The organism is Natronococcus amylolyticus DSM 10524, assembly GCF_000337675.1.
Classification (GTDB): domain Archaea; phylum Halobacteriota; class Halobacteria; order Halobacteriales; family Natrialbaceae; genus Natronococcus; species Natronococcus amylolyticus.
In genome coordinates this window covers 45,632-57,536 of sequence record NZ_AOIB01000014.1, presented here as the reverse complement: position 1 = coordinate 57,536, position 11,905 = coordinate 45,632, and the positions used below count along the sequence as shown (strand labels likewise).

Below are 11,905 nucleotides of genomic sequence, written 5' to 3'. Positions count from 1 at the left end.
TCCGTGACTCTTACCTCGATCCCGACTCAGCCCCGAGCCGGTCGTAGTTTTCGTCGAGGACGTTGACGGCGGCGATGAACGCACCGACGACGACGGGACCGAAGAACACGCCCATGATTCCGAAGGCGTAGATCCCGCCGAGCACGCCGAGGATGATCACCGCGGGGCTGATCTCGGCGTAGCGGTCGACGACGACCGGTCGGAGGTAGTCGTCACAGATGCCGACGATGACCGCGCTGTAGATGGCAAGCGCCGCGGCGAGGATGGGTTCGCCGGTTGCAAAGAGGTACAGCGAGGCGGGGACCCAGACGAACGGCGCGCCGATCAGCGGCACCAGCGAGAGGATCACCATGATGAACGTCCAGAACGCGGCGTTGGGGATGCCGACCGCGAACAGTCCGAGGCCCGCGATGACGCCCTCGATGATCGCGATCAGAACGTGGCCCGCGAGGACGGCCCACGTGACCTCGTTGAGATCGCCGTAGAGGTCGTCCTGAACGTCGTCGGGAAGGGGCGTCCGCGCTCGGATCCAGTCCATGAGGTCGTCGCCGCTCTTGAGCAGGTAAAACCTGTCTCTTATACACATCTCTGAGCGNTTGAGCAGGTAAAACAGCAGGAACAGCGCCAGCCCGAACCCGATCAGCGCGCTGGTGAGCGCGCTGAACCAGTCCGTCGCCTGCTCGAGAGCGATCGAGCCGATCTGTTGGGCGGAGTCGGCGACCGTTCCGACGATGTCGACCTCGATGCCGGTCTCCTCCTCGATCAGCGCCTCGATCTCCGCGATCTGGAGGTCGTCGGGATCGGTCTCCTGGATCAGCTCCGCCGCGTCCTCGGCGACGACCGCGGCGACGAGCACGAACGGAACGATGAAGCCGACGATCGCCAGTAAGACGAGCGAGAGCGCGGCGAGCGCCGGCGGAACGTACTCCTCGAGTCGCTGCTGCAGCGGGAACAGGACGAAGCCGAGCAACAGCGCGAGCAACACGTACTGGAAGAACGGGACGACGAGCTGCCAGGAGAGGTAGGCAAAAATCGCGACGAGAACGAGTAGATACCCTTTGCTGCGATTCACGACTTACTGTTCCAGCGTCGTGAAGATAAAGCCGGACCCGACATATTCCGACAACGGAGTGTCGTAGCCAGTCGCAACACGCCTTCAAGAAGCTGGTTCACCTAGCCTAGTTCGGATGTCGACCCAGCTCGATCCCCTCTCGCTGTCGGCCGATCTTCTCTACACGGTCAAAACCGAGGGGGACCACGACTGGTTGCGAACGCACCTGGCGACCCTCGAGCGCTCCCGGCTCGAGCGGGCGCTCTCGAGTCGCGAGCGCCGACTGGCGTTCTGGTTCAACTGCTACAACGCCTACGCGCAGTTGCTGCTCGAGGAGTCGCCCGAACTTCTCGAGGGCGGGCTCGTCGACCGCTGGACGTTCTTCGGCCGCGATCGAATCCCCGTCGGCGGTGTCTGGCTGAGCCTCAACGATATCCAGCACGGCATGCTCCGCCGATCGAAACATCCCTGGGGCTTTGGCTACGTTCCGCGGCCGTTCCCCTCCCGATTCGAGCGCCAATTCCGACTCGAGGAGTGCGATCCGCGGATCCACTTCGCGCTGAGTCGTGGTGGCGACCACTGTCCGCCGATCGCCGTCTACTCCGCGGCCGACGTCGACGAGGAACTGGACATCTCGATCCGCTGGCACCTGGAGGAAACCGTCGGCTACGACCCCGATGACGGTGTCGCGACCGTACCGCGGCTCTTCTGGCGGTACCGGGGCGACTTCGGTGGCAAGCACGGTGTCCTCGACTTCCTGCGGGAGTACGAGGCGATCCCCGAGACCGCGTCGCCGTCGCTCGAGTACGAGCGGGCGACTCGTCGTGAGACCCTCAAACTCGAGGAGACGCTCGAGCGCTAGCCGTCATCGACTATTCGTCGCGGCGTTCGATCCGCGCGGTCGGCGCGTTTCGCATGACCCCTCGGGCGGCCCGCTCGGCGTTCGACCGGGAGGCGTACCCCTCGCCACTGTCCCCGATCACGTTGCCGTTCCAGTGGACGAGCCGCCAGCGCCACTCCTCGGCGCGGTCCTCGTACACCTCGAATCGGCTTCGCCGTCCTGGAGACTCACTCGTCTCGACCCGATCGCTCGTCTCGTCGGCGCCCGTACTCGTGCTCTCGTCGACGGCAGTCGTTTCGGCGTCTTCGGTACCCCCTTCAGTCTCGGCGTCCGTGACGCGGATGCCGGTTCCGTCGGGATCGTCCCACTCCAGTTCGAACTCGAGTTCGGTTCGTCCGTCCTCGTGTTCGCCCTCGAGCTCGGCGACGACGTCCGCGGGGACGTCGATCGTGAGCCGGCGCTCGCCGCTGTGCAGTTCGATGGGGGTCTCGGCCTCGAGCGCGACGGCGAACTCGCGAAAAATAGCGGCCAGCTCGTCGCGGTCGTAGGCGTGCTCGAGTTCGAACAGTGTTTCTCCCATACGTCCGGTACGACTCCTAACGGGTTAGTTTTTCACCAGGAACGGCTCAGAGCTGCGTCGTCGCCTCGAGCGCGATGTCGATCGCGCGGCCGACGTTGTTCTTGGCCTTCTCGGGGAGCTCGTCGTCCTCGGTGTCGGTCCCCTTCTGGGTCCCCTCGACGAGGTTGCCGTCGACGGTACAGATCGCGCCCGCACTGAGTCCGCGCCGGCGTGCCAGCGTAAAGACCGCGGCGGCCTCCATCTCGACGCAGAGCAAGCCAGCGTTCTCCCAGTCGGCGACGTGTTCGTCCGTCTCGGCGTAGTAGGCGTCGTCCGAGACGATCGGACCGATGTGAACGTCCTCGTCGTTCGCTTCGGCCGAGTCAACCAGCGAGGACAGCACCCCGTAATCGGGAACGGCGGGGTACTCCGCGTCCTCGTAGCGCTTCGAGGTGCCCTCGTTTTTCGCGGCGCCGGTCGCCACGATCATGTCGCCGATCTCGATGTCGGACTGGAGCGCACCGGTTGTTCCGACGCGGATGAACGTCTCGACGCCGACGTTGGCCATCTCTTCGATCGCGATCGCCGCCGAGGGACAGCCGATCCCCGTCGAGCAGATCGTGAGCTCACGGTCGCCGTAGGTGGCGTTGACGACCTTGTACTCGCGGTTTTCGGCGACGACTTCGGACTCGTCGCAGTGGTCGGCGATCCGATCGACGCGACCCGGATCCCCCGGAATCAGCGCGACGTCCGTCAGGTCTCCCTCCTCGACCAGCAGGTGTGGCTGCGTTGCCATAGCCTCGCGTTCCGCGGGCGACGAGAAAAAAGATTCGAGGCCGGCACGGCCTCGAGAGCACCCCCCGGAGCCGCCGTCGACCCTCGAGCGCGCAGTCGGCCTACCCGGTTACCTCTACCTGGTCCGGGGTGACGGTGACGGTGACGTCGTCGACGTCGAAGACGACCGTCCCGGTCGACCGATCGCCGCCCCTGTAGGTACGGACGAACAGCGAGTCGAGCGCCTCGGGATCGATGTAGTCGTACAGCCGGATGCTGGAGTCGGTGACGTCTTCACCGTGATAGGTCGCGAGCGCCGTCGCGACGGCGATACTGGGCGGTTCGTTGTCGTCTCGGTCGTACTGGACGCGCTGACCGAACCCACATCCAGGGGTGTTGGGTGTCGTTCGTTCGTTCATGTCTCTCAGTCACGTCGCCGTGACTCCCTAGACCACTGGCCAACGGCACTCGACAAATAGGTACCGCCGGGAAACACTCGATGAGAACCGCCGGACGCGGACGCTCTCATCCGCTCGTCATACAGCCGTCATTCGTGTGTCAGACATCTACCGATATCTATCATACTCGATCATATAAAATAACCCGTCAGTGTCGATCGCTGAGAAACGCCTCGACCTCGGCGGCCGACGGGACACTTCGTGCCCCCTTCCGTCCGGCAGTCAGCGCACCGCAGGCGTTCGCGTACTCGAGTGCTCGCTCGGGGTCGAACTCGCCGTCGCCGGTAGCGACCATCGTCGCGAGGAAGCCGGCGGCGAAAGCGTCGCCGGCGCCCGCGGTGTCGATCGTTTCGACCTCGAACCCGGGGTGAACGTGGTCGCCGTCGGGCGTGTGGAGCAACGCGCCGTCGGCGCCGTGTTTGACGACGACGAACCGATCGTCGAACGCCGAGTCGCTGTACTCGGCCTCGAGCATCGCCTCGGCCTCGCGGTCGTTGACGAAGATCACGTCGGCGAGCGCGAGCGCATCGCCGAAGTCCCGCTCGCCCAGGCGACGGCCGGGATCGAAGCTGACGGTGACGCCCGCCTCGCTTGCGATCGACGCAATCTCGGCGGCGGTGTCGGGACGCTGGCTCGTCAGGTGAACGTGACTCGCCGCCCGGATCCGCTCGGGCTCGAGGTCGGCCGGCTCGACGGCCTCGTTGACGCCGTCGTTGCCGAGGACGGCGACCTCGCCGCTGTCCTCGACCAGCAGGTACTTGACGGCCGTCTCGGCGTCCTCGACAATTCGCACGCCGTCGATCGAGACCCCGGTCTCCTCGAGTTCGTGACGGGCGAGCAGTCCGTTGTCGTCGTCGCCGACGCTGCCGACGAGACCGACATCGACCTCGAGTCCGGCCAGCGTCGCGGCGACGTTCGCCGCGCTGCCGCCACCGGACTGCTGCTGGGAGCGGATCGAGGCCTCGCCGTCGGCGACCGGGAGTCGATCGATACGGAGCGTCACGTCCCAGTTGACGTGACCCGCGGTGAGGACGGTAACCATAACAGATTATCAACAGAGGGCGCGGGGGGCAAAAAGTCTAGGTGACGAGAAACAGGAGCACGTTGTGCGCGCCCGGTCCGAGCCCGACCGCAGCGAGGAGGGCGAGCAGCGCCCGACCCTGTCGCGGGGCGTCCTCGACGTACGCTCTGAACAGGCCGACGATGACCACTGCGAGTGCGACCTTCACGACGGCGAACAGCCAGCCGCCGCCGATGTAGTCGGCCGTCGGGAGGGCGTGGCCGGCCTCGAGGATCAGAAGCGAGAGCGGAACCTCCTCGCTGGCGCCGAGAACGTCGAAGCCGATCGCCGTCGAGATCCCGTCCAAGGTGTGACCGAAGACGACCAGCGCGCCGGTCGCGCCCGTGACTGCGGCGACCCGCTCGTAGCGCCGGCCGAGCGCGGCCCAGACGCCGGCCGTGACCAGCACCGTCAGGACGACCGAGAGCAGCGGCCAGAAGACGTTGCCGAACCCGCCCTGAACGCTGACGGCGGTCGCTGCAGCGCCGACGAAGCCGAGCGTGCCGACGGCGGCGACGAGAGACTCGCTCGAGGCGGCTCCGGTTCGCTCGAGCGCGATCCCGCCGAGCCAGACGGCGCCGGCCGCGATCCCCGTTATGACGTAGACGCTCGGCGTTCCGAACAGCACGGCGAGGTCCTCGGGGTAGGCGTCGAGCCGGTGGAGAACGTGCAGGCTCGAGCCGAACACCATCCAGGGGACGAAAGCGAGCACCGTCCGATCGGTTACGGGTGGATCGGCCGACCACAGCGCCGCGGCAACGGCGACGGCCGCCACTACGAGCGGGACGAGAAACTGCGCGGGCGGGAGCGCGAACCCCTCGGGAAGCACCATACTCGAGTTGGAACACAGCAGCGACTAACCGCTTCCGATCCCGACCGCCTCGAAGGTGGTGTCACTACCGGTTCTCGGCGGCCGAAACCGTTTCGGAACCGCCGGGCTCGTCGACGTTCACGACCCACGGCTCACCCCCGCAGAGCCAGACGATTCCGGTGTGGGCCTCGTCTGTCGGGTTCGTATCCCGGTGAACCAGCCCCGGTGGGACGTGAAAGCACTCGCCGCGTTCGATGCGCGCGACGCGTTCGCCGTCCGGCCCGTACTCCGTCTCGCTCGGGCCGTCGACGGCGTAGCCGAAGTAGACGTTCTCGCTGTGGTGGTGCCAGCCTGCCGCCGCCCCGCCCGCGGCTCGGACCCGCATTGGCAGAACGTCCTCGTCGGGAAACGGCGTCTCTCGGGTTAGCTCCGGACTCTCGGCGGTCGGCTCGAGTTCGTCAGGTCCGACGACCGAGAGGGATCCCTCGCCGACGGCGATCCGGGAATCGGTGCCCGTTGGCTCCGGCTCGCCGTCCACGACCACGAGGACGTCGAGAGACGTAGATTCGGCGACGTACCGCCGAGTTGTGCCCGCCGGAATCTTCAGGAAGTCGCCGGCCGACAGCTCGGCGGGCCGTTCGTCGTCGGGACGGGCGACGGTTCCGTGACCCGCACGGACCCATCCGTACGTCGTCCCCTCGCGGCGGAACCGTGCCGTTTCATCGTCGACGCGAAACACGACTAACCCGCGGCCGCCTGCGTGAAGCGCGGTTCGCTCGAGTAATCCCGACACCGGCTCCGTCGGCTCGATCGCCGCCGGGTCAACTACCTGAATCTCGTCGCTCATGTTCATTGTACCGATGGGGTCGGGTTACAGAGGTTCGAGGAGAAAGCCCACGACTTCAGTCGTGGGATGAATCCGATCAAATACGACACAATCCATCCTCAATAGCCGACCGAAGGTTGATAGAATCATAACATCTAATATAGATTGACGTCTATATAACAGTATGCCACGGGGGTACAGCCGAGAGCGAACGTCGGTTCACAACCTCCACTACCACTTCGTGTGGTGTCCGAAGTATCGTAAACCGGTACTGACAGACGAGGTTGCCGACCGCCTCGAACACCTCATCGAGGAGAAAGCCGACGAACTCGGACTCACCATCCTCCGGCTGGCAATCCAGCCCGACCACGTACACCTGTTCATCACGGGCAACCCGACACTCTCACCGAACAAAATCATCCAACAGGTCAAGGGCTACACCTCGCGGAACCTTCGCGACGAGTTTGATTTCGGCCTCCCGTCGCTGTGGACACGCTCGTACTTCGTCTCCTCGGCGGGCGAAGTGTCGAGTCAGACCATCGAGGAGTACATCGAAGCACAGACTGGGCAATAGCGATGCACCGCGAAGTCACTACCACAGTACGTGTCAAACTCCACTCGCTCACCGAGCGGAAAGCCCGCCTCATCGAACGCGAGTATACGGCGTTCCAAGACGCCGTTCACGGTGGCGACGCGAGCCTCTACTCCGCCACCAAACAACAGGCGGGGAAAGTCCGGTCGAACAAGAATCCGCGAGAGGACACCGACCAGCCCGTCGTCCTCCGCAACGACTGCATCACCATTGAACACGACGAGGACACCGTGCTCTCGTCGTGGTGGTTCAAACTCCCAATCTACAATCCCAAGCGAGAACGGGGAGATAGCATCTGGGTGCCCGTTCACGTCCCCGAGAAAGACACGCACCTGCTCACCGATGAGTACATCCGTGACTCGGAACTCGTCCATCGGGACGGCGAGTGGTACGTTCATCTCGTCTGCAAGCGGTCTGTGGCCGTCGCAGACGAATACGACGACGTTCTCGCCGTCGATATGGGTGCGAAGTGGATCGCCGTCAGCACGTTTCTCTCCGACCGCGACACACAGTTCCACGGCGCTGAAGTCCGGCGTGTCCGTGAACACTACAAACAACTCCGAAAGTCAATCGGGAAGGCGAAGGTTCGACAGGGCGCACAGGTGATCGAACGAATCGGAGACAAGGAATCGTGGACAGTCGAACACGAGTTGCATCAAGTGGCGAACGAACTCATCGCTCGCGCTCGCGAGCGAAACGCCGTCATCGTGTTCGGTGATATGACCGGGTTGCGCTTCGACAACGATGAGGGACGGTATGTGAACGATAAGACCCACAAGATGCCGTACGCGAAACTGGCGAACATCCTCACGTACAAATCTCACCTCGACGGGCGAGAGTGCATCCCGGTGTCGGAGTACGACACGTCTGTGACGTGCTGGCGATGTGGCTCGCAGAACACGAGCCGTGGGGCGCAGGGGCGGGTAGAGTGTTGTGATTGTGGGTTGGACGATAATGCGGACAAGAACGGTGCGTCGAACATCGGCAAACGAGCTGTGGGTAAGGACATTCAGAGCCCGCTATCCACGGTGGGGGCTGCCGTGGCTCAGCCCGAAACGCAGGTCGTACTCGACGGAACCAGCGGTGAGATGGAACCTGCGAACTCCCCGAAAGACGTGGGCCTAACCCTCAGTGAGGGAAGTCCACGACTTTAGTCGTGGGAGAAGTCACGTCTGTCGGATGACCCACGGGCTCGCGGCTCGAGCCGTCGCTCCGCCGCTATACCTCCCAGGGTTCGCCGGTCGTCTCGCCGAACAGCTCCCGCATGAGCGTGACGATGCTTTCCGGCGGGAACTGGCCCCGTTCGGTGACGATCGCGTCGACGTGACGCGGCGGCGTGACGTCGAACGCCGGGTTCTCCACCGTGAGGCCGTCGTCGGCGCGGTCGCCGCCGGTGATGTCGGCGTACTCCGTCTCGGAGAGTACCTCCGACTCGTCGCGCATCTCGATCTCGACGGTGTGGCCCGTCATCGTGTCGGGGTGGAGCTTGATCGTCTGGGCGGCGACCATCACCGGAACGCCGCGCTCGCGGGCGTTGACCGCCAGCCCGCTGGTCCCGATCTTGTTGATAACGCTGCCGTCGGCGGCGATGCTGTCGGCCCCGACCAGCACGTGATCGGCGTCGTCCAGGTAGCGTCGGGCCGCGTTGTCGACGACCAGCGTTACCGGGACGTCCCACTCCCGGAGCTGTTCGGCCGTGATGTGGCCCTGCTTTCGCGGCCGGGTCTCCTTGACGATCGCCTCGACGTGTTTGCCCGCATCCAGCGCCGCCTCGACGCAGGACAGCGCGTCGGTCGAGTGACAGTGAGTCATCACGACATCGCCGTCCCGCAAGCGATTCGCCCCGACCTCGCCGAGCCGTTCCTGGGCCTGCTCGAGGTCGGCCTGGAACTCCCGGGCCTGTTCGATCGTGGACTCCCGAAGCTCCGGGACGGTCTCGCCCTCGATCCCTCTCAGGACGTACCGGAGGGCGTTCGGGAGGCTCACGGCGGTCGGTCGGGTCTCGTACAGCTCTCTGGCGGCGGCGCGTAGCTGATCGCGAAACGCCGTCGGGGTCGACGCGTCAGAGCGCTCGGCCTGGATCGCGAGCGCCTCCGCCGCGGCGTCCCCGATCGCCGCCGCGCCGCGGATCTCCATCGTCGCGATATCGTCGGCCGTCGCCTCGACGACGGGGGCGACGTCGGGTTGCTCCTCGTCCATGACGGCCAGTAGCCCCCGGACCCAAATAAGGGATCGGACGGATTTTTGACCGTTCGGCGAGTCGGGTCGGTATGGATCGCGACGAACTCGCTCCCCTGATCGACCACACCGTCCTCGGCCCCGAAACGACGATCGCCGACGTCGAGGACGTCCTCGACGTCGCCGCCGACCACGGAATGAACGCCTGCATCCCGCCGTACGCCGTCGAACACGCCGCCCACTACGCGCCCGAGGTCACCGTCGCGACCGTGATCGGCTTCCCCCACGGCCAGAACGCCCCCGACGTGAAACGCCGCGAGGGCGTCCTCGCCTGGAAGGCCGGCGCCGACGAACTCGACGTCGTCCTCAACGTTGCGGACGTCAAAACGGGTCGGCTCGAGGCCGTCGAAAACGAACTCGCCGAACTCGTCGCGGCCGTCCCGATCCCCGTCAAGGTAATCATCGAGACGGCCCTGCTGACCGACGACGAGAAACGCGACGGCTGCGAGGCCGCCCGCGAGGCCGACGCCGCGATGGTCAAAACGTCGACCGGGTTCGCCGACGGCGGCGCGACGGTCTCGGACGTCGAACTCATGAGCGAGTCCCTTCCAGTCAAGGCGAGCGGCGGCGTCGGCAGCTACGACGAGGCGATCGAAATGCTCGAGGCCGGCGCCGAACGCATCGGCGCCTCGAGCGGGGTCGAGATCCTCGAGGGTGCGCCGGAGTAACACGGCAATCACTTTGGGGTCCGTCGCTCGAGCCGTCCGGGGAAGTGAATCGACGGCACCGCGACGGATCCGTTAGTTCTCGGGTTCGTCCGCAGGCACCGTTCGTTCGTCCGCCGGCTCCGCCGACGCGTCGGTCGCGGCCCGTCGGCGCAGCCACTCGAGTCCTAACGCACCGCCCGCGATACCCGCACCGGTAGTAAACCCGGGGACGGAGTCGGCCTCGTCGTCGGTTTCGGTGTCCGAGTCGTCATCGTCGTCCGTATCGGCTTCATCGTCCTCGTCGTCGGCGTCCGGCTCGTCCTCGCTTTCGACTTCGTCGTCTCCGTTCGGACTGTCCTCGCCCGTTTCATCGTCTTCGTCCTCGCCGATACCGTCGTCCTCGTCGGTGTCGCCGACGCCGTCATCACGCTCGGCTTCGTCCTCGTCTCCTTCTTCCCCGCCGTACTGCTCGTCGTCCTCGTCTCCACCGTCATCGCTCTCCTCGCTATCTTCATCCTGTTCGTCCCCGCTGCCATCCTCCTCGCTACCGTCGTCTTGCTCGTCTTCGTCACCGTCACCATCTTCGTCTTCATCGCCATCGTTTCCGTCGTCTTCGCCGTCTTCCTCCGGTCCCTCCCGCTCGTCCTCATCGGTATCGTCCACCTCATCCTCGCTTCCGTCCTCACTGTCTTCCTCTCCATCGTCATCCTCCTGCTGACCGTCTTCGTCGCCGTTGTCTCCGTCTTCGTCGGTTTCCTCGCGAAGTGCCACGAGGCCCTCGCCCTCGTGGTCGTCGTCTTCGACGTAGAGGGTCTCGTCGTCGATAGCCACGACGTGGCCGATCGGAAGCTCGCCGGTCGAGATCGTCCACTGCTCGCTCCCGTCGTCCGTGTTCAAGGCGACGAGTTCGTCGTGGTACTCCGAGTGATCGAGCTCGTCGGCATCCGTGGTGTCAGCGGTCCCTCCCTCATCGTTGAGATGTACGTAGACGGTATCACCGCCGATGGCTGCCGCGTTGTTGACGTTTCGAAGCACGTCGATACCCCAGTCGTCGGCGTCGTCGGAAATTGACGTTGCGGTCAGCGCGTCGCCGTAGTAGCCGCCGATGTAGAGCTCCTCGCCGAGAACGAACTCGATTCCCTCGGCCGTCGCTTTCCCCTTTTCTTCGCCGGTCTGTGCGTCGAGAACGTCTCGCGCGTAGTGGCTTACTCCGCCGAGAGCGACGGCGGTCGTGGTCGCACGTGCCCGCGGGATTCCGAAGCCGTCGTGTTGCGTGTACTCGGCCCGCCAGACCTCGTCGCCCGTTTCGGGGTCGAGCGCGAGGCGCGCACCACCGTCGTCGTCCGCCGCCAGCGCGTAGACGATGCCGTTCGCTGCGGCGGTCGTACTCCTGAACTCGAACTCCGCCTCTTCAGTGTCCGACCCTTGGGTCTCGGCGGTGATCGACTCGAGTTCCCACCGGACCGAGCCGTCGTCGGTATCGAGAGCGTACAGCGTCCCGTCGGCGACGACGAACGCGCTCCCGTAGGCCACGGTCTGTGTTCCGGACGAGTCCTCGGGCTCGAGTTCGGTCTGCCAGCGGACGTCACCGTCGGCGGCGTCGAGCGCGTACAGCTCGTCCTCGACGACGTAGACGGTGTCGCCGACGACCGACGGCCTATTCGCGTCGACGTCGGTGTTCTCCCAGATCGTCGAGCCGTCCGCGGCGTCGAGCGCGACGATTCCGTCCGGAGTCGACGCGTAGACGACGCCGTCGACGACTGCTGCCTCTCCAGTGGCGCGTTCGAACGTCCAGGCCGCCTCGAGCGCCTCACCGTCGAACTCGGGGGCGTCGGCGGCGTACCTCGCGTGGCCGGCGTCGCCGTCGAACGACGGCCATACCGCGTTCGTCTCCGGATTCGGTTCGATAGCCGGGTCCGGGAGGTCGTTATCGTCGGCGTCGCCGTCGCCGGAGACGGTCGAGGAGAGTACGCCACCGGCAGCGAACGCTGCACCCGTCGTCAGCACTGACCGTCGTCGCCACGTCATACGTGCCTAAAACTCAGACC

At 65.3% G+C, this 11,905-nt stretch carries 13 protein-coding genes; 4 read left to right on the top strand and 9 right to left on the bottom strand.

Annotation, left to right across the window (positions count from 1 at the left end; translation table 11 throughout):
• Positions 1-10 precede the first annotated feature (10 nt).
• A complete protein-coding gene (locus C491_RS05010) occupies positions 11-1,072 on the bottom strand; it encodes an AI-2E family transporter (protein ID WP_005554272.1) in 1,062 nt (353 codons plus the stop codon).
• A gap of 115 nt (positions 1,073-1,187) precedes the next feature.
• Here C491_RS05010 and C491_RS05005 point away from each other — a divergent pair, with 115 nt between their 5' ends.
• Entirely contained in the window at positions 1,188-1,913 is a 726-nt protein-coding gene (locus C491_RS05005) for a DUF547 domain-containing protein (RefSeq protein ID WP_005554271.1), read from the top strand.
• A gap of 10 nt (positions 1,914-1,923) precedes the next feature.
• Here the strand turns inward: C491_RS05005 and C491_RS05000 are convergent, their stop codons facing one another.
• From C491_RS05000 to C491_RS04975, 6 genes are all read right to left on the bottom strand, one after another.
• Positions 1,924-2,472 (bottom strand): amphi-Trp domain-containing protein, encoded by a 549-nt coding sequence (locus C491_RS05000; protein ID WP_005554269.1) that lies wholly within the window; start codon positions 2,470-2,472, stop codon positions 1,924-1,926.
• Between the two features lie 46 nt (positions 2,473-2,518).
• On the bottom strand, positions 2,519-3,247 hold the full coding sequence (locus tag C491_RS04995) for a nucleoside phosphorylase (RefSeq protein WP_005554267.1): 729 nt from the start codon (positions 3,245-3,247) through the stop codon (positions 2,519-2,521).
• Positions 3,248-3,347: 100 nt separating this feature from the next.
• The gene (locus tag C491_RS04990; protein ID WP_005554265.1) at positions 3,348-3,644 is read right to left on the bottom strand and encodes a HalOD1 output domain-containing protein; all 297 of its coding nucleotides are present in this window, start codon (positions 3,642-3,644) and stop codon (positions 3,348-3,350) included.
• A 187-nt stretch (positions 3,645-3,831) separates the two neighbouring features.
• The gene (locus C491_RS04985) at positions 3,832-4,725 is read right to left on the bottom strand and encodes a carbohydrate kinase family protein (protein WP_005554263.1); all 894 of its coding nucleotides are present in this window, start codon (positions 4,723-4,725) and stop codon (positions 3,832-3,834) included.
• Positions 4,726-4,762: 37 nt separating this feature from the next.
• The gene (locus C491_RS04980; protein ID WP_005554260.1) at positions 4,763-5,575 is read right to left on the bottom strand and encodes a DUF63 family protein; all 813 of its coding nucleotides are present in this window, start codon (positions 5,573-5,575) and stop codon (positions 4,763-4,765) included.
• 64 nt (positions 5,576-5,639) lie between these two features.
• On the bottom strand, positions 5,640-6,401 hold the full coding sequence (locus C491_RS04975) for a cupin domain-containing protein (protein WP_160167140.1): 762 nt from the start codon (positions 6,399-6,401) through the stop codon (positions 5,640-5,642).
• A gap of 163 nt (positions 6,402-6,564) precedes the next feature.
• Here C491_RS04975 and tnpA point away from each other — a divergent pair, with 163 nt between their 5' ends.
• Entirely contained in the window at positions 6,565-6,954 is a 390-nt protein-coding gene (tnpA, locus tag C491_RS04970) for an IS200/IS605 family transposase (protein ID WP_005554258.1), read from the top strand.
• 2 nt (positions 6,955-6,956) lie between these two features.
• Positions 6,957-8,126: an RNA-guided endonuclease TnpB family protein gene (locus C491_RS04965; protein WP_005554257.1), complete on the top strand. Its 1,170-nt coding sequence runs from the start codon at positions 6,957-6,959 to the stop codon at positions 8,124-8,126.
• 64 nt (positions 8,127-8,190) lie between these two features.
• Here C491_RS04965 and C491_RS04960 read toward each other — a convergent pair whose 3' ends face one another.
• Positions 8,191-9,171 carry a ribose 1,5-bisphosphate isomerase gene (locus C491_RS04960; protein WP_005554256.1) on the bottom strand — a complete coding sequence of 327 codons (981 nt, stop codon included), beginning with the start codon at positions 9,169-9,171 and terminating at the stop codon, positions 8,191-8,193.
• A gap of 71 nt (positions 9,172-9,242) precedes the next feature.
• Between C491_RS04960 and deoC the strand changes: the two genes are divergently transcribed.
• Positions 9,243-9,878 (top strand): deoxyribose-phosphate aldolase, encoded by a 636-nt coding sequence (deoC, locus tag C491_RS04955; protein WP_005554255.1) that lies wholly within the window; start codon positions 9,243-9,245, stop codon positions 9,876-9,878.
• 72 nt (positions 9,879-9,950) lie between these two features.
• On the opposite strand, the gene C491_RS04950 is transcribed toward deoC, so the two are convergent.
• On the bottom strand, positions 9,951-11,885 hold the full coding sequence (locus C491_RS04950) for a PQQ-binding-like beta-propeller repeat protein (protein WP_049891479.1): 1,935 nt from the start codon (positions 11,883-11,885) through the stop codon (positions 9,951-9,953).
• Positions 11,886-11,905 lie beyond the last annotated feature (20 nt).